Origin of the sequence: Pseudomonas sp. S30 (assembly GCF_016518545.1) — a bacterium.
Classification (GTDB): Bacteria; Pseudomonadota; Gammaproteobacteria; order Pseudomonadales; family Pseudomonadaceae; genus Aquipseudomonas.
Genome location: NZ_JACVTO010000013.1, coordinates 14,557 through 33,770, shown reverse-complemented (window position 1 = coordinate 33,770; position 19,214 = coordinate 14,557). Strand labels below are relative to the sequence as shown.

The following is a 19,214-nucleotide window of genomic DNA, read 5'->3' as shown; positions in this document are numbered from 1 at the left end:
TGGTCGCTGAACCGATACAATGATCGGGGTGGATCCAGCGACGGGCCCCTCGCCTGGCGCGGCAATCGGTCGATAGTGTATTGCCAGGGTTGATGGCAAAATAATGGCGTGCGCATGGATTAAGGAAACCCCATTGAAGCTGGAATTTCGGCACAGCTTGTCGGTCAAGTTGCTCAGGGTCGTGCTGTTGTCGGCGCTCGCCGTGGGCGTCGTGCTCAGTTGCGCGCAGATCGTCTACGACACCTACAAGACTCGGCAGGCGGTCAACAACGACGCCCAGCGCATCCTCGACATGTTCCGCGACCCATCCACCCAGGCAGTCTACAGCCTGGACAGGGAGATGGGCATGCAGGTCATGGAAGGGCTGTTCATGGACCAGTCGGTGCGCATGGCCTCCATCGGCCACCCCAACGAAACCATGCTGGCGCAGAAATCACGTCCCCTGCAGGCGATGCCGCTGCGCTGGCTCACCGACCTGCTGCTGGGCCAGGAACGCACTTACACCACGCAACTGGTGGGGCGCGGCCCCTACAGTGAATACTACGGCGACCTGAGCATCACCCTGGACACCGCCAGCTACGGCGAAGGCTTTCTGGTCAACGCGGTGATCATCTTCATCTCCGGCGTACTGCGCGCGCTGGCCATGGGGCTGGTGCTGTATCTGGTCTATCACTGGCTGCTGACCAAGCCGCTGTCGAAGATCATCGAGCATCTCACCCAGATCAACCCCGACCGCCCCAGCCAGCACCAGATCCCGCAACTGCGGGGTCACGAGCGCAACGAACTGGGCCTGTGGGTCGACACCGCCAACCAGTTGCTGGCCTCGATCGAGCGCAATACCCACCTGCGCCACGAAGCGGAAAACAGCCTGCAACGCATGGCCCAGTACGACTTCCTCACGGGCTTGCCCAACCGCCAGCAATTGCAGCAACAGTTGGACAAGATCCTCGCCGATGGCGGGCGGCTACAGCACCGGGTCGCGGTGTTGTGCGTGGGCCTGGACGACTTCAAGGGCATCAACGAGCAGTTCAGTTATCAGCTCGGCGACCAGTTGCTGCTGGCCCTGGCCGACCGGCTGCGCGCCCACAGCGGTCGCCTCGGCGCCCTGGCACGCCTGGGGGGCGACCAGTTCGCCCTGGTCCAGGCCAACATCGAACAGCCGTACGAGGCGGCCGAGCTGGCCCAGAGCATCCTCGACGACCTGGACACCCCCTTCGCCCTGGATCATCAGCAGATCCGCCTGCGCGCCACCATTGGCATCACCCTGTTCCCGGAAGACGGCGACAGCACCGAGAAGCTGTTGCAGAAGGCCGAGCAGACCATGACCCTGGCCAAGGCCCGCTCGCGCAATCGTTATCAGTTCTATATCGCCAGCGTCGACAGCGAGATGCGCCGGCGCCGCGAGCTGGAGAAGGACCTGCGCGAGGCCCTGCCGCGCAACCAGTTGTACCTGGTCTACCAACCGCAGATCAGCTACCGCGACAACCGCGTGGTCGGCGTCGAGGCGCTGCTGCGCTGGCAGCACCCGGAGCTGGGCATGGTGCCCCCGGACCAGTTCATTCCGCTGGCCGAGCAGAACGGCGTCATCATCAGCATCGGCGAATGGGTGCTGGACCAGGCCTGTCGGCAACTGCGCGAGTGGCACGACCAGGGCTTCAGCGACCTGCGCATGGCGGTCAACCTGTCCACGGTGCAATTGCACCACGCCGAATTGCCACGCGTGGTCAACAACCTGTTGCAGGCCTATCGCCTGCCGCCGCGCAGCCTGGAGCTGGAGGTGACCGAAACCGGCCTGATGGAAGACATCAGCACCGCCGCCCAGCACCTGCTGAGCCTGCGCCGGTCGGGCGCGCTGATCGCCATCGACGACTTCGGCACCGGCTATTCCTCGCTCAGCTACCTGAAGTCGCTGCCGCTGGACAAGATCAAGATCGACAAGAGCTTCGTCCAGGACCTGCTCGACGACGATGACGACGCGACCATCGTTCGCGCCATCATCCAGCTGGGCAAGAGCCTCGGCATGCAGGTCATCGCCGAAGGCGTGGAAACCGTCGAGCAGGAAAGCTACATCATCGCCCAGGGCTGCCATGAAGGTCAGGGCTACCACTACAGCAAGCCGTTGCCGGCCCGCGAGCTGAGCGCTTTTCTCAAGCAGGCCCAGCGTAACCAGGTGTCCGCGCTCTGACGTCTGCGACCTCAAGGGTCGCGCCCGCGCCATTTGGGCGAAAAGCGCGGCCGACCCTTTACATCAAATGCATATCTTTCGCATCATGTCGCGGTTCGGCGTGCCATCACGCTTCGTTCGCCACACACGGTCCAACCACACGACGCAGGGATACCTACAATGATTCGAATGCCTCTGGCCTCCGCCAGTCTGCTGGCCATTGCCATCGCTCTCGCCGGCTGCGGCGAAGGCAAGGACGACAAGGCCGCTGCCCCGCAAGCCCAGACGCCTGCCACCAGCACCGCGGCCACGGCGCCAGCGGCGGTGGATGAAGCGGCAGCCAAGGCCGTGGTCAAGCACTACGCCGACATGGTCCACGCCGTCTACAGCGACTCGCTGAGCACTGCCAAGCACCTGCAGAGCGCCATCGATGCATTCCTCGCCCAACCCAACGACGACACCCTCAAGGCCGCCAAGCAAGCCTGGGTGGAATCGCGCATTCCTTACCTGCAAAGCGAAGCGTTCCGCTTCGGCAACACCATCATCGACGACTGGGAAGGCCAGGTGAACGCATGGCCGCTGGACGAAGGCCTGATCGACTACGTCGACAAGAGCTACGAGCACGCCCTGGGCAACCCGGCCGCCAGCGCCAACATCATCGCCAATCCTGAGATTCAGGTGGGCGAAGACAAGATCGACGTCAAGGACATCACCCCGGAGAAGCTCGCCAGCCTCAACGAGCTGGGGGGTTCCGAAGCCAACGTCGCCACCGGCTACCACGCCATCGAGTTCCTGCTGTGGGGCCAGGACCTCAACGGCACCGGTCCAGGCGCGGGCAACCGTCCGGCCAGCGACTACCTGGAAGGCCAGGGTGCCACGGGCGGTCACAACGACCGTCGTCGCGCCTACCTGAAGGCGGTGACCGATCTGCTGGTGACCGACCTGCAGGAAATGGTCGACAACTGGGCACCGAACGTCTCCGATAACTACCGTGCCTCGCTGGAAGCCGAGCCGGTCAAGGATGGCCTGCGCAAGATGCTGTTCGGCATGGGCAGCCTGTCGCTGGGCGAACTGGCCGGCGAGCGCATGAAGGTCTCGCTGGAAGCCAACTCGCCTGAAGACGAGCACGACTGCTTCAGCGACAACACCCACTGGTCGCACTTCTACGATGCCAAGGGTATTCGCAACGTCTACCTGGGCGAGTACACCCGCCCGGATGGCTCCAAGGTCAGCGGACCGAGCCTGTCGTCGCTGGTGGCCAAGATCGACCCGGCCACCGACAACACGCTCAAGGCCGACCTGCAGGACACCGAGGCGAAGATCCAGGTCATCGTCGACCACGCCCTCAAGGGCGAGCACTACGACCAGTTGATCGCGGCCGACAATGCCGCCGGCAACCAGATCGTGCGCGATGCCATCGCCGCACTGGTCAAGCAGACAGGCGCCATCGAGCAGGCCGCTGGCAAGCTGGGCATCGACAACCTCAATCCGGACACCGCAGACCACGAGTTCTGATCGGCTGCCGGCTTGGAAAGAGGCGGCCTTCGGGTCGCCTTTTTCATGTCCGGGGTCGGTCAGCGCAGAGCTTTTGCCGGGCAATTGCAAATTGCTCTTATTCAAACACCCCCATTTTGCTAAGCTTGCCGCCGGTTTTTCGCTCACGCTCAGGATTGTCGATGTCCTCGCCGTCGTCCCGACTGCCACTTCTGCTGCTGGCTACTGCCCTGGCCGCCTGTGACGACGCCCCGCGTTTCACTCAGGCCGAGCCGGGAGAAGCCCTGTCCGGCGGACAGGCGACCGTGCTGCGCAGCGACCGTAACGCCTTCTCCATGCCCTCGGCCAATCTCACTCCCGTCCGGCGCCTGGACTTCAGCGTGGGCAACAGCTTCTTTCGCAACCCCTGGGTGATCGCGCCGTCCACCACCACGGCCCGAGATGGATTGGGGCCGCTGTTCAACACCAATGCCTGCCAGAATTGCCACATCCGTGACGGCCGCGGGCATCCCGCGGATGTCGACTCGAACAACGCCGTGTCGATGCTGGTACGCCTGTCGATCCCTGACCAGCCGGCCTATGCCCGGGAAATCGAGCGGTTGGGGGTGGTACCCGAGCCGGTCTATGGCACCCAGTTGCAGGACATGGCCATCCCCGGCGTGCGCCCCGAGGGCAAGGTGCGGGTGGACTACAGCACCGAGACCGTCAGCTTCGCCGATGGTCATCAGGTCGAGCTGCGCCGCCCGCGCCTGCTCGTCAGCCAGCTGGGCTATGGGCCGATGCATCCGGATACGCGCTTTTCGGCGCGCATCGCGCCCCCGATGATCGGCCTGGGTCTGCTCGAAGCCATTCCCGAAGCGGCGATCCTGGCCAACGAAGACCCCGAGGATCGCAACGGCGACGGGATCCGTGGCCGGGCCAACCGGGTGTGGGACGATGCCCAGGGCAAGACCGTGATCGGTCGCTTCGGCTGGAAAGCCGGCCAGCCCAACGTCAATCAGCAGAACGTGCACGCCCTGGCCGGCGACATGGGCCTGACCAGTACCCTCAAGCCCGAGGACGACTGCACGCCTGCCCAGGTCGACTGCCTGGCGGCGCCCAATGGCGACGGCAAGGACGGCGAGAAGGAAGTCAGCGACAACATCCTGCGGCTGATCACCTTCTATACCCGAAACCTCGGTGTCCCGGCGCGGCGCAAGGTCGGCGATCCCCAGGTGCTGGCCGGCAAGACCCTGTTCTTCCAGGCTGGCTGCCAGGGCTGCCACACGCCGCAGTTCACCACCGGCGACGCCGACGAGCCGGAGCTGGCCCATCAGGTGATTCGCCCGTACAGCGACCTGTTGCTGCACGACATGGGCCCGGGCCTGGCCGACCAGCGCAGCGAATTCGCCGCCGGCGGCCAGGATTGGCGCACGCCACCGCTGTGGGGCATCGGTCTGACCGCTACCGTCAGTGGCCACACCCAGTTCCTGCATGACGGTCGCGCGCGCAATCTGCTCGAGGCCGTGCTCTGGCACGGTGGCGAAGCCGAGGCCGCACGCCGTCAGGTACTGACCTTCAATGCCGAGCAACGCACCGCGCTGCTGGCTTTTCTGAACTCACTGTAATCGCGCAAGGAGCCGGGCATGTTCCGACCCAAACTGTTGTTCACCAGCCTCGCCGCCATCGCCCTGGGCGCCTGCTCGCCCCAGGATCCGCAGGCCGTCACCTCCGCCGCCATCGCCCAGCAGGTCATCTTGCCGACCTACAGTCGCTGGGTCGAAGCCGACCGTCAACTGGCCGCCAGCGCCCTGGCCTACTGCGAAGGCAAGCAGAGCCTGGACACCGCCCGCGCCGACTACCTCAACGCGCAGAAGGCCTGGGCCGAGCTGCAGCCGTTGCTGGTCGGTCCGCTGGCCGAGGGCAATCGCGCCTGGCAGGTGCAGTTCTGGCCGGACAAGAAGAACCTGGTCGGGCGTCAGGTCGAGCAACTGGTCAACGGCGACAAGCCGGTCGACGCCCAGGCGCTGGGCAAGGCCAGCGTAGTGGTGCGCGGCTTGTCCGCCTATGAGTACATCCTGTTCGACAGCAAGCCGGACATTGCCAGTGCCGAGCAGAAAGCGCGCTACTGCCCGCTGCTGGTGGCCATCGCCGAGCACCAGAAAGCCCTGGCCGAAGAGATCCTCAAGAGCTGGAACAGCACCGACGGCATGCTTTCGCAGATGACCAAGTTCCCCAACCAGCGCTACGCCGACTCCCACGAGGCCATCGCCGACCTGCTTCGCGCCCAGGTGACCGCGCTGGACACCCTGAAGAAAAAACTCGGCGCCCCCATGGGCCGTCAGAGCAAGGGCATCGTCCAGCCGCTGCAGGCCGAGGCCTGGCGCAGCCATTCCTCGCTCAAGAGCCTGCAAGCCTCGCTCATGGCTGCCGAGACGGTCTGGACCGGCGTCGACAACAAGGGCCTGCGTGGCCTGCTGGGCAAGGACCAGAGCGCCCTGGTGCAGAAGATCGACGCTGCCTACGCCACGTCCGGCAAGCTGCTGGCCGACAACCAGAAGACCCTGGGCGAACTGCTCGCCGACGATGCCGGCAAGCAGACCCTCAACCAGATCTACGACAGCCTCAACGTCGTCCACCGCCTGCACGAAGGCGAGCTGGCCAAGGCGTTGAACATCCAGCTGGGCTTCAATGCCAACGACGGTGACTGATCATGCTGCGACGCCAGGCCCTCAAACTCGGTAGCGTGCTGCTCAGCGCCCTGACGCTCGGCGGCTGGACCCTGATGCGCAACAAGGGCAGCGAACCGCTGCTGCTCTCGGCGCGCGACGACGCCGAGGGCGGACACTACGCCGTGGGCTATCGCCTCGACGGCACTCAGGTGTTCGCCACCCAAGTGGCTCAGCGTTGCCATGCCATCATCCATCACCCCGAGCAACCGATCGCGCTGTTCGTGGCGCGTCGTCCGGGCACCGAGAGCTACCTGATCGACCTGCGCGACGGGCGCTTGCTGCAAACCCTGGTGTCGCAGCCGAACCGGCACTTCTATGGCCACGCCGTGATCCACAAGGACGGCCAATGGCTGTATACCACCGAGAACGACACCACCGACCCCGGTCGTGGCGTACTCGGTGTATACCGTTTCGAGGGCCCGCGCCTGGTACACAGTGGCGAGCTCTCCACCCACGGCATCGGCCCCCATGAAGTAGCCTGGCTGCCGGACGGCGAGACGCTGGTGGTGGCCAATGGCGGCATCCGTACCGAAGCCGAAAGCCGGGTGGAAATGAACCTCGATGCCATGGAGCCGAGCCTGGTGCTGATGCAGCGCGACGGTACCTTGCTGAGCAAGGAAACCCTGGCCCAGCAGATGAACAGCGTGCGTCACCTGGCGGTAGGCAAAGACGGCACCGTGCTGGCGTGCCAACAGTTCATGGGCAGCGGCGAAGACACCGCCGAGCTGCTGGCGATCAAGCGGCCCGGGCAGCCCTTCCAGCCCTTCCCGGTGCCCGAGCGCCAGCTCCAGTCGATGGCCAACTACACCGCCAGTGTCGCGCTGCACAGCGACCTGCGGCTGGTGGCACTGACCGCGCCGCGCGCCAATCGCCTGTTCATCTGGGACCTGGACAGCGGCGCGGTCAGGCTCGACGCCCCCATGCCCGATTGCGCGGGCGTCGGCGCGGTGAAGGATGGTTTCGTGGTGACATCCGGCCAGGGGCGTTGCCGCTACTACGACTGCCGCCGAACCGAATTGGTTGGCCAGCCGCTGGACCTGCCGTCAGGTTTGTGGGACAACCACCTGCATCTGGTCTGAGACGACGTACACAGGCCAACGGCCTGTGTCGCTATGGGACTGCACGACGGTCCCGGTGATCGTGCAGCGATGCCCGGAGCCGATCAGCCGAACGGCCGCAATCCCTGGCGCATGCCGAACAGAAACAATAGCAAGTCATGATCCGGTTTGGCGTGCTCGCGCTCCAGCCTGGCGACCCGCGGCAGGGCGCACTGCCCGCTCACCTCGGCCTTGCTGAACACGGTCGAACGCGGCTCGGCCCACGCGGCGGCGGCCACCGTGGTGACCCCAAGCGCCCCGACCAGGAACAAAGTTCGAGCTATTTCTAGTTTCATCACTCTAACCCTTTGACAGCGCTGCCAAACGCACCCTGGTAAAAGTAGAGCAAAGTTGTGAATTCTGCGTGACTGAGCGACGAATGGCGCTTGAGCTGATAAAGGTCCTTGTAGGCCGCACGCTGGCAGCTGATTCGACGCCGGCATTTCTCCAGGTCCAGCAGGGCCACCTCGGCCCGGGCCTGCTCGCCCTCACCGGACACCTTGACGAACACATGCTTGCCATACAGGCAACCATGCTGCCAATGCCCCAGATGCATGCGCGCCAGGTTGGCCGCCAGTTCCTCGAGCACGCGCTCGTGCACGGCCTGGGGATAGCGCTCACGGGCACCCTCGGCGTGCCAGGTGTCCAGATCGGTGAAGCCGTCCAGCGCCTCGCTCACCAGCAAGGCGCGCCACGGCTGTCCGGCGTCGCGTTCAGCGCCTGCGAAAACCAGGCGCGGGACCCTCACGCCCAGACGGTCGAAACTGGTCAATGCATCCAGCTCGCGCAACACGGTGGGCCGTCCGAAGGGGTGCAGGAAGCTGCGGTAGATGTGCCCGACCTGACGCTTGGCATAGAGCAGCTTGCCGCTGCCATCTTCAAGGCGCTGCACGCCGCTTTCTCCGCCCCGACGCTGGTTCGGCGCTTCCACCCACTCACCCTGCTGCTGCCAGTAGTAGTCGAACTGCGACGCCTGGTTGCGAACTGTTGCCATGAAGCCTTTACCCCTTGCGTAATACGTAGACCCGCCACATGGCATAGAACGGGAGGAAATCGAGGCGGTCCTGGATACGGAAGCCAGCCGAAACGAATTCTTCCTCCACCGTAGCCGCAGGTAACACAAATCGATTCTGGTAACTGTCCGGCTTCGCCTTGGCGCGGCGACGGTCTTCGAGTTTGTGCCGCCGCCAGGCTTTGAAGTTGCCATCCACCCACAGCGACAGTATCACGCTGTCGCGGCTAACCCGTTGAAATTCAGAAAGTATCTGCTTGCGGTGGGCCGAATCACCGATGTGATGCAGCAAACGCATGCAGAAAATACTGTCCACCGCGTTGTCGGGCAGATCGATGGCAAAAGCCGAAGTCTGCAAGGGCCGTACCCGTTCCACGATTTCCGGCGGTTGCGCCGCACAGGCGGTCTCGATCATCGCCGCCGAGTTATCGGCGCCGATGATCACGCGGTTGGCTTTCTCCGCCAGCAGCGGCCAGAACCGCCCTGCCCCGCAAGGCAGATCGAGCACCAGGCCCGGATCCCCGGCCAGCGCGAGGGCGCGTCGAGCAAGTTGTTCGTCGCGCAGGTGCGACAGGCGACGGGCCATGCCTTCCTGGTGCTTGAGCAGGTACTCACGTGCGTGTTGCTGATCGTACTTATCGGAAAACGCCAGTTTGATGGGGCTACGCATGGATACTCTCCTGAATCGACGGCCGCCACCTTAGGTGGGCGAGCGTTGGCATCAGGTCAAGATCATGTGAAGAAACTGTCAGAACGCGCAGAGAGATCCTACGCGCAATTCAGAAGATAGGAATAATGGAGGGATGAGCGGGGCAGGCCTCTGCCCCACCCGTTCACTCGTCCGTGTCGATCACCGGCGCCGCATGGCTGCCTGGGGTCAGGTCGACCCGGAAACGGCAGCCGTGGGGCGAGGTGGCGGTGAGGGTCACGCGCCAGCCCTGGTCGTCGCAGATTCGCTGCACCAGCGACAGGCCCAGGCCAAGGCCTTCGCCGCGGCGCTCGTCGCCACGCACGAACGGCTTGAACATGGCTTCGCGCTGTTCTTCGGGAATACCGACGCCACTGTCCTCGACGCAGAAGCCATTGGCTTCCAGGCTCAGGCGGATATACCCCGAATCGGTGTAGTGGGCGGCATTGCGCAGTAGATTGCCCATGACCGATTGCAGGAAGGTGGCGTTGTACAAAGTCGGACTGGCGCTCACGCGGCCGTCGTAGTACAGCGTCAGCCCTTTCTGCTCGATGGTATCGCGCCATACGCCGATCAGGTCATCTCCCACTTCACGCAAGCTCGCCCGCGACGCCACCGCCCCTTCGTCACGCTGCGCCCGGGCCAGCATGAGGAAGGTCTTGACCAGTTCGCGCATCTCCTCGGTAGCGCGCGCGATGCGCTCGACCTGGCTGCGCGAGCGGCTGTCCAGGCCGGGGTTTTCCATCAGCAGCTCGCACGAGGTGGCCAGCACCATCAAGGGTGTGCGCAGTTCGTGGCTGACGTCGCTGGTGAACAGGCGCTCGCGGGTCAGGGCGTCGCGCAGGCGTCCCAGGGTGTCATCGAAAGCCACGGCCAGCTGGCCGACTTCGTCGGCGGCGTAGTCCGGTGCCAAGGGCGGCGCGAGGCCAAGCAACTGGTCGCGATGCCTCACCTGTCGCGCCAGGCGAATGACCGGCGCCATCACCCGGCGCGCCAGCAGCCAGCCGAGCACCACGGCCAACACCAGGCTCAGCAGGAAGCCGACCGTCACCACCGCGAACAGCACCCGCTCGCGCTCTTCGAAATCGCTCTGGTCCTGAAGCAGGACGTAGTGCCGACCATCCACCACCTCGACCATCGCGTGGTAGGACAACTGGTCGCGAAACACCTCGTGAAACCCCGCGTCCAGGTGCCGCAGGTCCTTGGGCAGCTCGAAATCGTCGCGTCCGCCGCTGAAGTAGAACAGTTGATCCGGGCGCGGGCGATGGCTCCAGTCGCTGACGCTGTCCATGCGCAGCAAGCGCTGCAGGTCGCCGCCGAGCACCGAGGAGATCAACCGTTCCTCGACCAGGTGCACGGTGGCGACGATGCCGAAGGCGAAGGCCCCGGCGACCAGGGCACTCATCAACGCGAAGGCGATGATGATCCGCTGGGCAAGGCTTTGCTTAAACTCCATCGCGACCCTCGGCGAGGCGATAGCCGACGCCATGGACGGTATGCAGCAGGGGCTTGTCGAACGGTTTGTCGATCACCTGGCGCAACTGGTGCACGTGGCTGCGCAAGCTGTCGCTGTCGGGGCAGTCATCGCCCCACAGGGCCTCTTCGAGGACTTCGCGGCGCAGCACATGGGGGCTCTTCTGCATCAGCACCGCCAGCAGCTTGAGGCCCACCGGGTTGAGCTTGAGCAGCTTACCCTGGCGCGTCACTTCGAGGGTGTCCAGGTCGTAGCTCAGGTCCGCGACCTGCAAGGTGCGGCGCCCGCCGCCCTGGGCGCGGCGCAGCACCGCTTCGATGCGAGCCGACAGCTCGGACAGGGCGAAGGGCTTGAGCAGGTAATCGTCGGCGCCGGAACGGAAGCCTTGCAGACGGTCGTCCAACTGGTCGCGGGCCGTGAGCATGATCACCGGGGTATCGCGCCGTGCATCTTCGCGCAGGCGCTTGCACAGGGTGTAGCCGTCGATGCCGGGCAGCATGATGTCCAGCACGATCAGGTCATAGTGTTCGGTGGCGGCCAGGTGCAGGCCCGAGAGGCCATCCTGGGCGCAATCGACCGTGTAGCCCTTCATGCCCAGGTAGTCGGCCAGATTGGCGAGAATGTCGCGGTTGTCTTCAACCAGTAGAATGCGCATCGGGGTCTCCTGTGCGGCGCTTCGCGGTGCGCGGCAGGCGCAGCTTACGGCCATTGGCCAGGCACCGCCAGCCTTGGCGAAGATTCAGCGCAACTGACATTTTTTTCACCCAAGCTTCACGCAGCCACCATGGCAACGGCCCGAGAATGCCCGATCTTTTGTCTCGAGCCCGTGCTCAGGAGCGCCCATGCAGCCCTACCGCCCCCGTCCGATCAACCTCTGGCTGTACCTGGGCATTCCACTGGGCACCGCGCTGGCGCTGCTGCTGCTCGAACTCACCGACGTGGACATGGACCTGGCCAAGGTGATGTTCGACCCCACGGTCGGGCAGTTCATCGGCCGACGCAGCTACTTCCTCGAGACCGTGCTGCACGACTGGGTCAAGCAGGCGGTGATCGGCGTAGGGCTGCTGTCGGTGGGCGCGCTGATCCTCAGCTTCCTGTGGTCGGGCCTGTCCAGCTGGCGCCGCGAACTGGGTTGCCTGGTCCTGGCCCTGGCCCTGTCCACCGGCATGGTCACCCCGCTCAAGCAGCTGACCGGTGTGCAGTGTCCCTGGAGCCTCACCCAGTTCGGCGGCAAGGAAACCTACAGCAAGCTGCTCGAACACCGTCCGGCCACCGACAAGCCCGGCTTGTGCTGGCCAGGTGGGCATGCGACCACCGGTTTCAGCCTGTTCGCCCTGTTCTTCATGCTGCGCGACCGCAAACCGCGCCTGGCCCGCGCCGCCTTCTGCCTGGCCGCCGGCCTGGGCACCGTGCTGTCGCTGGGGCGCATGATGCAGGGGGCGCACTTTCTGTCCCACAACCTCTGGACGGCGGTGTTCTGCTGGCTGATCGGGCTGGGCTGCTATTACCTGCTGCTGTACCGCCGTGGCAGGGCGCAGACGGTGGCGCCGGCAGCGGGACTGGCGTGACCCGCGCGGCGCCAGGCGCTGTCTGAACAGACTAGGGCAACGGTTCGCGACCCTTGACGCGGACCTGCTGCGCCGGCACCCGGGCGTGCCACTGAACCACGCCCAGGGCCTCGATCTGGTACTGGCTGCGCATCACCAGGCCGTCCTCCTCGAAGGATAATTGCAACAGGAAATGACCGCTGTTGAGCAGCAGTCCTTCGCTCAACCGCGCGAAGGTCTCGTCGTCCACCGCACCCAGCGCCTGGCGCAGCGCTGCCGCATCCCCGTAGCCCGAAGACGGCCGGTTGCTGATGATACGGCTGAGCAATGCGCGTGAGTAGCGCCCCTCGTACAGCGCTTCGAGCAGCGGCAGGTGCTGCATGTCCAAGGCATTGGCATTCAGGCGCCAGCCGCTGGTCTGCGGCAGTGCGCACAGCTGCGGATAGCGCCCCTGGCGCGTGGCATCGGCGTCGAGCAGCAGGTTGAGTTCGCTGGTGTCGAGCATCGGCTGGTTGGCTGCCAGGCGTGGCGGGCGCTGGCGCAGGTACTGGGCACTCTCGGCGCCCTGCAGGCGCGCATCGCTGTCGGCGTCGAGCCAGTCGGCCAGGGCATCGACCAACTGCGAGGCTGCCAGATCGTCGCCCAGCAGGCGGCGCAGCTGACGCTCGGCACGCTGCCCCTCCTCGCCCAACAGCGCGTTGACGTTGAAGCAGCTGTGCTGATCGCGCACCTGCAGACGCGCCGTACCGGTGCCGAAGTCGTAGCTCAGCGCCTGGCCGCGCAGGGCCTGCCAGAACAAGGGGCTGGCGCGCCAGGCCGGATCACGCAGGGCCTGGCTGGCATAGGCCAGACCGGCCTGCTCCATGGCCCGCCACTGCACGCGCTGGCGCAGCAGACGCGTCTCGTCGACCTGGCGCCGTCCCTCCTCCACCAGCCACGCCAAGCCGCCGGCGAGCATGGCCAAGGCCAGCATGACCATCAGCAAGGCCACCCCCCGTTGTCGCGTGCCGCTGTTCACATGGCTTCCTGTCATCGCTGGAAAATCGACAGTCAACACGGCAGGTGTTGCAAGCAGATGGCAACCGTCACTTGCGCGTCATCTTCGGCAGGCAGGATTGGCCCTCTTTTCACGAACCGCAGGAGTCTTGGCACATGGGTGGTATTGGCATATGGCAGTTGGTGATCGTGTTGCTGATCGTCTTCCTGCTTTTCGGCACCAAGCGTTTGAAAGGCCTGGGCAGCGACGTGGGCGAGGCGATCCAGGGCTTTCGCAAGTCCATGGGCAACCAGGATGAACGCCCCGTCGCGCCCGAGACCCAGGTTCGACAGCCACAACCGACGGATCGCCAAGCCTGATGTTCGAAGTCGGTTTCAGCGAACTGCTGCTGGTCAGTGTCGTGGCCCTGCTGGTGCTCGGGCCCGAGCGGTTGCCGGTGGCCCTGCGCAGCGTCGGACGCGGCGTGGGTCAGGCGCGCCGCGCCATGGGCCAGCTGCGCGCTCAGGTAGAGCGCGAGATGGATCTGCCAGGGCTGGATGAGCCGGCCCTGCGCCAGTTGGAGCGCGACATCCGCCAGGGCGTGAGCCTGGACGACGGCGTGGCCACGGAGCACCGGTCATGAGCCTGGCGCTGCGCGAGCGTTCGGCCTTGCCGGTGATCGACCTGCTGCGCGAGCTGCGCCAGCGCCTGCTGCGAACCCTGCTGGCCCTGGGCGTGGTCTTCGCAGGTCTGTTTCCCTTCGCCCAGACGCTGTACACCCTGATTTCCGAGCCCCTGCGCCGCTACTTGCCCGAGGGCGCGAGCATGATCGCCACCAGCGTCACCTCGCCCTTTCTGACGCCCTTCAAACTGACCGCCATGTGCACGCTGTTCGTCAGCATGCCGCTGCTGCTGCACCAGGCCTGGGGATTGATGGCCCCGGCGCTGTATCGGCGCGAGCGGCGCATTGCCCTGCCGCTGCTGGTGTCGAGCATCCTGCTGTTCTATGCCGGCATGGCCTTCGCATTCTTCCTGGTGTTTCCCCTGATGTTCGCCTTCTTCGCCAGCGCGACGCCGGAGGGGGTGACGATGATGACCGACATCGGCCAGTACCTGGACTTCATTCTGGCGTTGTTCCTGGCCTTCGGGCTGGCCTTCGAGATCCCGGTGGCGACCTTCATCGTGGTCTGGGCGGGACTGAGCGACGTGGCCAGCCTGCGCCGTAGCCGCCCCTACGTGATCGTCGGTTGCTTCGTGGCAGGAATGATCCTCACGCCGCCCGACGTCTTTTCCCAAACGCTGCTGGCAGTACCGATGTGGTTGCTGTTCGAGGTCGGCCTGCTGACCAGCACGGCACTGGCCAGGTCTCGAGCGGCCGAGGCGTAGCCTGACCGAGGCAGGATCGCCGACGCGACGGGTTGATCAAGCGTAAAAAAAATGCCCGACCAGTCGCCTGGTCGGGCATTTAGCGTGCAGCCTTCAGCTGCCAGAGCGCGAAGCGTCAGTAGTCGGCCAACGGCCAGACTTCATAGGCGGGCGTCTGGTAGGGGTGACTGCGCTTGAGTGCAGCGACCACCTGGGCGACCTGCGCATCGGCCACCACCAGCTCGACCTTCCACTCGTCCACCACTTCGACCTGACCGACCTGGCCGCTGAACGGCTGGCTGCCGTGCAACGGTCGGAACTGGCCCTGGCCGAGGGTCTGCCAGGCGCACCGGTCGTAGTCGCCGATCCGACCGCCACCGGCGGCGAACACGGCGTCCTTGACCACATCCACATGGCTGGCGGGCACGAAGAAGGCGAGCTTGTACACCTCAGTCCACCCAGACCCGCGCGTTGCGGAACATGCGCATCAGCGCTGCATCTTCCTGCCACTCGTCCGGGCGCCAGGAGTTCTGCACGGCGCGGAACACCCGCTCAGGGTGCGGCATCATGATGGTCACCCGGCCGTCGCGGCTGGTCAGGCCGGTGATGCCGCGCGGCGAGCCGTTGGGGTTGGCCGGATATTGCTCGGTCACCTTGCCGTGGTTGTCGACGAAACGCAGGGCCACGCAACCCGAGGCATCGGCCTCACGCAGCGCCTGGTCGCTGGCGAACTCGGCATGGCCTTCGCCGTGGGCGATGGCGATCGGCATCAGCGAGCCGGCCATGCCGTCGAGGAAGATCGAGTTGGATTTCTGCACCTCGACCATCGCCACCCGCGCTTCGAACTGCTCGGAGCGGTTGCGCACGAAGTGCGGCCAGAACTCGGTGCCCGGAATCAGCTCGTGCAGGTTGGACATCATCTGGCAACCGTTGCACACGCCCAGGGCGAAGCTGTCGTTGCGCGCGAAGAATGCCTGGAAGGCATCCCGCGCACGGGCGTTGAACAGCGCCGACTTGGCCCAGCCCTCACCGGCACCGAGCACGTCGCCGTAGGAGAAGCCGCCGCAGGCGACCAGGCCCTTGAAGGCTTCGAAGTCCACGCGCCCGGCGAGGATATCGCTCATGTGCACGTCGATCGCGGCGAAACCGGCACGATCGAAGGCCGCCGCCATTTCCACCTGACCGTTGACGCCCTGCTCGCGCAGGATCGCCACTTGCGGGCGCACGCCCTTCTTGATGTAGGGGGCGGCGATGTCGTCGTTGACGTCATAGCCGAGCTTGACCGACAGCCCTGGGTTGTCTTCCTCCAGCAGCGCGTCGAACTCCTGCTCGGCGCATTCGGCGTTGTCGCGCAGGCGCTGGATCTGGTAGCTGGTCTCGGCCCACTGGCGCTGCAACAGGCGACGGTCGTCGTCGAACAGCACTTCGCCATTGAGGCTGATGGACACCTGGCCATTGTTGACCGGCTTGCCGATCACCGCCACGCACTGTTCGCCGATGCCGGCGGCGCTGAACTGGGCCAGCACGTCCGGTGTGTCGTCCTGACGCACCTGGATGACCGCGCCGAGCTCTTCGTTGAACAGGATCGCCGCTACGTCGCGACGGCTGTCGGTCAGCGGGTCCAGGTGCAGGTCCAGGCCGCAGTGGCCGGCGAAAGCCATTTCCAGCACGGTGACCAGCAGGCCGCCGTCGGAGCGATCGTGGTAGGCCAGCAGATGGCCGTCGGCGTTCAGGCCCTGGATCACCGCGAAGAAGGCCTTGAGGTCCTCGGCGTCGTCGACGTCCGGCGCCTGGGCGCCGAGCTTGCCGAAGGTCTGTGCCAGGATCGAGGCGCCCATGCGGTTCTTGCCACGGCCCAGGTCGATCAGGATCAGGTCGGTTTCACCCTTGTCCATGCGCAGCTGCGGGGTGAGGGTGCCGCGAATGTCGGTGACCGGGGCGAAACCGCTGACGATCAGCGACATGGGCGCCGTCACGCTCTTGTGCACGCCGTCCTCGCGCCACTGGGTCTTCATGGACATGGAGTCCTTGCCTACCGGAATGGTCAGGCCCAGCTCCGGGCACAGCTCCATGCCCACGGCCTTGACGGTGTCGTACAGGCGCGCGTCCTCGCCCGGGTGACCGGCCGCGGACATCCAGTTGGCCGACAGCTTGATGTCGGACAGCTTCTCGATGCGCGCACCGGCCAGGTTGGTCAGCACTTCGCCGATGGCCATGCGCCCAGATGCCGGGGCGTCGAGCAGCGCCAGCGGCGTGCGCTCGCCCATGGCCATGGCTTCGCCGGTGTCGACGTCGAAACTGGTGGCGGTGACCGCGCAGTCGGCCACCGGCACCTGCCAGGGGCCGACCATCTGGTCCCGCGCCACCAGGCCGGTGATGGTACGGTCGCCGATGGTGATCAGGAAGCTCTTGCTGGCCACGGCCGGATGATGCAGGACACGCTCGACGGCGTTGTCCAGGTCCAGCTCGCTCGGGTCGAAGTCATCGCCCAGCTCGGCCTCGCGGGTGACCGAACGGTGCATGCGCGGCGGCTTGCCCAGCAGCACATCGAGGGGCATGTCCACGGGGGTGTTGCCGAAATGGCTGTCGGTGACGGTCAGGTGCGGCTCGGCGGTGGCTTCGCCGACCACGGCGAACGGGCAGCGCTCGCGCTCGCAGATGGCCTGGAAACGGGCGAAGTCCTCGGCGCTCACGGCCAGCACGTAGCGTTCCTGGGACTCGTTGCTCCAGATTTCGTGCGGGGCCATGCCCGGCTCGTCGTTGGGCACGTTGCGCAGCTCGAAACGGCCGCCACGGCCGCCGTCGTTGACCAGTTCGGGGAAGGCGTTGGAGATGCCACCGGCGCCCACGTCGTGGATGAAGGCGATGGGGTTGTGCTCGCCCAGTTGCCAGCAGCGGTCGATGACCTCCTGGCAGCGGCGCTCCATTTCCGGGTTTTCCCGCTGCACCGAGGCGAAGTCCAGGTCGGCGGAGCTGGAACCGGTGGCCACCGACGAGGCGGCGCCGCCGCCCAGGCCGATCAGCATGGCCGGGCCGCCGAGCACGATCAGCTTGGCGCCGACGGTGATCTCGCCCTTCTGCACGTGGTCTTCGCGGATGTTGCCCAGGCCGCCGGCGAGCATGATCGGCTTGTGATAGCCGCGCACCTCTTCACCGCGCGGGGTGTCGATGCTCTGCTCGAAGGTGCGGAAGTAACCGGTCAGGGCCGGGCGACCGAATTCGTTGTTGAACGCCGCGCCGCCCAGCGGCCCTTCGACCATGATGTCGAGGGCGTCGACGATGCGCTCAGGCTTGCCATAGGCCCGTTCCCAGGGCTGCTCGAAGCCGGGAATGCGCAGGTTGGACACGGTGAAACCGGTGAGGCCGGCCTTGGGCTTGGCGCCACGGCCGGTGGCACCTTCGTCGCGGATCTCGCCGCCGGAGCCGGTGGAGGCGCCGGAGAACGGCGCGATGGCGGTCGGGTGGTTGTGCGTCTCGACCTTCATCAGGATGTGTACCGGCTCCTTCACCGCGCCGTACTGGCGGGTCTCGGGGCTCGGATAGAAGCGCCCGGCGACGTTGCCGACGATGACCGAGGCGTTGTCCTTGTAGGCCGACAGCACGCCTTCGCTGTGCATCTGGTAGGTGTTCTTGATCATGCCGAACAGGCTCTTGTCCTGAGCCTGACCGTCGATGTCCCAGCTGGCGTTGAAGATCTTGTGCCGGCAATGCTCGGAGTTGGCCTGGGCGAACATCATCAGCTCGATGTCGTTCGGATTGCGCTCGAGCCCCTGGAACGCCTGGACCAGATAGTCGACTTCGTCTTCGGCCAGGGCCAGGCCCAGCTCGACGTTGGCCTTGGCCAGGGCCTCGCGGCCACCGGCGAGGATATCCACCGAGGTCATGGGCCGCGGCTGGGCATGGCTGAACAGATCGGCCGCCTGCTCCAGCTGGCCGAGCACGCGCTGGGTCATGCGGTCGTGCAGCAGGGCGGCGACCTGTTCGGCGTCCGCCTCGCTGAGCGTCCCACTGACGTGATAGGCGATACCGCGCTCCAGGCGCTGGATCGACTGCAGACCGCAATTGTGGGCGATGTCGCTGGCCTTGGAAGCCCAGGGCGAGATGGTGCCCAGGCGCGGCACGACCAGGAACAGCCGCCCGCCGGGCTCCTGCACCGGTACGCTGGGGCCGTACTGGAGCAGACGGTCCAGCACCTGCTGCTGGTCGACGGTCAGCTCGCCGTCGACGTCGGCGAAGTGGGCGAATTCGGCATACAAACCAGAAACAGCGGGGACTTTCTGGCTCAATTGCTCGAGTAATTTACCGTGGCGAAAGGCAGAAAGGGCAGGAGCGCCGCGCAGGATCAACATCGTCGGGACAGCCTCAGAAGGGGTGTACTTGGAGGCCGTGCATTCTAGCCTAATTCCATGGCTTGCGGCACCCGCCAGAGGGCAAGGCTGCCGGGCGGCGGAACCGGACTTCGGGGTCAGAATTCTGCAAGCCTGCGCGGGCCCTTTTTGCTGCCGGATCGAGCGCCTGGCAGTGCGTCGTGGAGCAGCCCGGCGCGGCGTATCGCCACTGCTGTTTTCTGCGCCTGCGTGCAATGGCGCAGCCGGCTCGACCCAGGGCGCGAACTCGGCTATCACGCCCCATGCTCGATTGCCGGAGCGCTGCTGCCAAACGTCCGAACCGCCAGCCACCTGCCGC

17 protein-coding genes are annotated in these 19,214 nt (G+C 65.6%); 9 read left to right on the top strand and 8 right to left on the bottom strand.

The annotated features are described in order from the left end of the window. The first annotated feature begins 133 nt into the window (after nt 1-133). From IAE34_RS15430 to IAE34_RS15410, 5 genes are all read left to right on the top strand, one after another. Nucleotides 134-2,185: a putative bifunctional diguanylate cyclase/phosphodiesterase gene (locus IAE34_RS15430; RefSeq protein WP_200139826.1), complete on the top strand. Its 2,052-nt coding sequence runs from the start codon at nt 134-136 to the stop codon at nt 2,183-2,185. 159 nt (nt 2,186-2,344) lie between these two features. After that, entirely contained in the window at nt 2,345-3,679 is a 1,335-nt protein-coding gene (locus tag IAE34_RS15425) for an imelysin family protein (protein ID WP_200139825.1), read from the top strand. A 161-nt stretch (nt 3,680-3,840) separates the two neighbouring features. Continuing rightward, a complete protein-coding gene (locus IAE34_RS15420; protein WP_200139824.1) occupies nt 3,841-5,265 on the top strand; it encodes a di-heme oxidoreductase family protein in 1,425 nt (474 codons plus the stop codon). A gap of 18 nt (nt 5,266-5,283) precedes the next feature. Continuing rightward, complete coding sequence (locus tag IAE34_RS15415) at nt 5,284-6,348, top strand: imelysin family protein (RefSeq protein ID WP_200139823.1); 1,065 nt, start codon at nt 5,284-5,286, stop codon at nt 6,346-6,348. A 2-nt stretch (nt 6,349-6,350) separates the two neighbouring features. Beyond that, nucleotides 6,351-7,448, top strand: coding sequence for a DUF1513 domain-containing protein (locus tag IAE34_RS15410; RefSeq protein ID WP_200139822.1), 1,098 nt, complete (start codon nt 6,351-6,353; stop codon nt 7,446-7,448). Nucleotides 7,449-7,531: 83 nt separating this feature from the next. Here IAE34_RS15410 and IAE34_RS15405 read toward each other — a convergent pair whose 3' ends face one another. From IAE34_RS15405 to colR, 5 genes are all read right to left on the bottom strand, one after another. Continuing rightward, entirely contained in the window at nt 7,532-7,762 is a 231-nt protein-coding gene (locus tag IAE34_RS15405; protein WP_200139821.1) for a hypothetical protein, read from the bottom strand. After that, a complete protein-coding gene (locus tag IAE34_RS15400; RefSeq protein ID WP_200139820.1) occupies nt 7,762-8,460 on the bottom strand; it encodes a lipopolysaccharide kinase InaA family protein in 699 nt (232 codons plus the stop codon). Before IAE34_RS15400 ends, IAE34_RS15405 begins: the two co-directional genes overlap by 1 nt. 7 nt (nt 8,461-8,467) lie before the next feature. Next, a complete protein-coding gene (locus IAE34_RS15395) occupies nt 8,468-9,148 on the bottom strand; it encodes a class I SAM-dependent methyltransferase (protein WP_200139819.1) in 681 nt (226 codons plus the stop codon). Nucleotides 9,149-9,311: 163 nt separating this feature from the next. Then, the gene (locus IAE34_RS15390) at nt 9,312-10,622 is read right to left on the bottom strand and encodes a sensor histidine kinase (protein ID WP_200139818.1); all 1,311 of its coding nucleotides are present in this window, start codon (nt 10,620-10,622) and stop codon (nt 9,312-9,314) included. After that, nucleotides 10,612-11,295 carry a two-component system response regulator ColR gene (colR, locus tag IAE34_RS15385; RefSeq protein ID WP_200139817.1) on the bottom strand — a complete coding sequence of 228 codons (684 nt, stop codon included), beginning with the start codon at nt 11,293-11,295 and terminating at the stop codon, nt 10,612-10,614. The genes IAE34_RS15390 and colR overlap by 11 nt, the downstream gene beginning before the upstream one ends. Before the next feature lie 187 nt (nt 11,296-11,482). Between colR and IAE34_RS15380 the strand changes: the two genes are divergently transcribed. Then, a complete protein-coding gene (locus IAE34_RS15380) occupies nt 11,483-12,208 on the top strand; it encodes a phosphatase PAP2 family protein (protein ID WP_200139816.1) in 726 nt (241 codons plus the stop codon). Between the two features lie 31 nt (nt 12,209-12,239). On the opposite strand, the gene gspK is transcribed toward IAE34_RS15380, so the two are convergent. Continuing rightward, nucleotides 12,240-13,205: a type II secretion system minor pseudopilin GspK gene (gene gspK, locus IAE34_RS15375; RefSeq protein WP_325100997.1), complete on the bottom strand. Its 966-nt coding sequence runs from the start codon at nt 13,203-13,205 to the stop codon at nt 12,240-12,242. 134 nt (nt 13,206-13,339) lie between these two features. Between gspK and tatA the strand changes: the two genes are divergently transcribed. Genes tatA through tatC form a run of 3 tightly spaced genes read left to right on the top strand, consistent with a single transcriptional unit; the run spans nt 13,340 to nt 14,549 of the window. Then, on the top strand, nt 13,340-13,543 hold the full coding sequence (gene tatA, locus IAE34_RS15370; RefSeq protein WP_200139814.1) for a twin-arginine translocase TatA/TatE family subunit: 204 nt from the start codon (nt 13,340-13,342) through the stop codon (nt 13,541-13,543). Beyond that, nucleotides 13,543-13,806, top strand: coding sequence for a Sec-independent protein translocase protein TatB (gene tatB / locus IAE34_RS15365; protein WP_200139813.1), 264 nt, complete (start codon nt 13,543-13,545; stop codon nt 13,804-13,806). Before tatA ends, tatB begins: the two co-directional genes overlap by 1 nt. Continuing rightward, entirely contained in the window at nt 13,803-14,549 is a 747-nt protein-coding gene (gene tatC / locus IAE34_RS15360) for a twin-arginine translocase subunit TatC (protein ID WP_200139812.1), read from the top strand. The genes tatB and tatC overlap by 4 nt, the downstream gene beginning before the upstream one ends. A gap of 115 nt (nt 14,550-14,664) precedes the next feature. Here tatC and IAE34_RS15355 read toward each other — a convergent pair whose 3' ends face one another. Further along, entirely contained in the window at nt 14,665-14,976 is a 312-nt protein-coding gene (locus IAE34_RS15355; protein ID WP_200139811.1) for a Nif3-like dinuclear metal center hexameric protein, read from the bottom strand. Nucleotide 14,977: 1 nt separating this feature from the next. Then, a complete protein-coding gene (gene purL, locus IAE34_RS15350; protein WP_200139810.1) occupies nt 14,978-18,877 on the bottom strand; it encodes a phosphoribosylformylglycinamidine synthase in 3,900 nt (1,299 codons plus the stop codon). Nucleotides 18,878-19,214 lie beyond the last annotated feature (337 nt).

Coding starts and splice junctions, on each gene's coding strand:
- IAE34_RS15395 (WP_200139819.1), bottom strand. CDS start 9,148: ATGCGTAGCCCCATCAAACTGGCGTTTTCCGATAAGTACGATCAGCAA.
- IAE34_RS15405 (WP_200139821.1), bottom strand. CDS start 7,762: ATGAAACTAGAAATAGCTCGAACTTTGTTCCTGGTCGGGGCGCTTGGG.
- IAE34_RS15390 (WP_200139818.1), bottom strand. CDS start 10,622: ATGGAGTTTAAGCAAAGCCTTGCCCAGCGGATCATCATCGCCTTCGCG.
- purL (WP_200139810.1), bottom strand. CDS start 18,877: ATGTTGATCCTGCGCGGCGCTCCTGCCCTTTCTGCCTTTCGCCACGGT.
- IAE34_RS15410 (WP_200139822.1), top strand. CDS start 6,351: ATGCTGCGACGCCAGGCCCTCAAACTCGGTAGCGTGCTGCTCAGCGCC.
- tatB (WP_200139813.1), top strand. CDS start 13,543: ATGTTCGAAGTCGGTTTCAGCGAACTGCTGCTGGTCAGTGTCGTGGCC.
- colR (WP_200139817.1), bottom strand. CDS start 11,295: ATGCGCATTCTACTGGTTGAAGACAACCGCGACATTCTCGCCAATCTG.
- tatC (WP_200139812.1), top strand. CDS start 13,803: ATGAGCCTGGCGCTGCGCGAGCGTTCGGCCTTGCCGGTGATCGACCTG.
- IAE34_RS15425 (WP_200139825.1), top strand. CDS start 2,345: ATGATTCGAATGCCTCTGGCCTCCGCCAGTCTGCTGGCCATTGCCATC.
- IAE34_RS15420 (WP_200139824.1), top strand. CDS start 3,841: ATGTCCTCGCCGTCGTCCCGACTGCCACTTCTGCTGCTGGCTACTGCC.
- tatA (WP_200139814.1), top strand. CDS start 13,340: ATGGGTGGTATTGGCATATGGCAGTTGGTGATCGTGTTGCTGATCGTC.
- IAE34_RS15415 (WP_200139823.1), top strand. CDS start 5,284: ATGTTCCGACCCAAACTGTTGTTCACCAGCCTCGCCGCCATCGCCCTG.
- IAE34_RS15380 (WP_200139816.1), top strand. CDS start 11,483: ATGCAGCCCTACCGCCCCCGTCCGATCAACCTCTGGCTGTACCTGGGC.
- IAE34_RS15400 (WP_200139820.1), bottom strand. CDS start 8,460: ATGGCAACAGTTCGCAACCAGGCGTCGCAGTTCGACTACTACTGGCAG.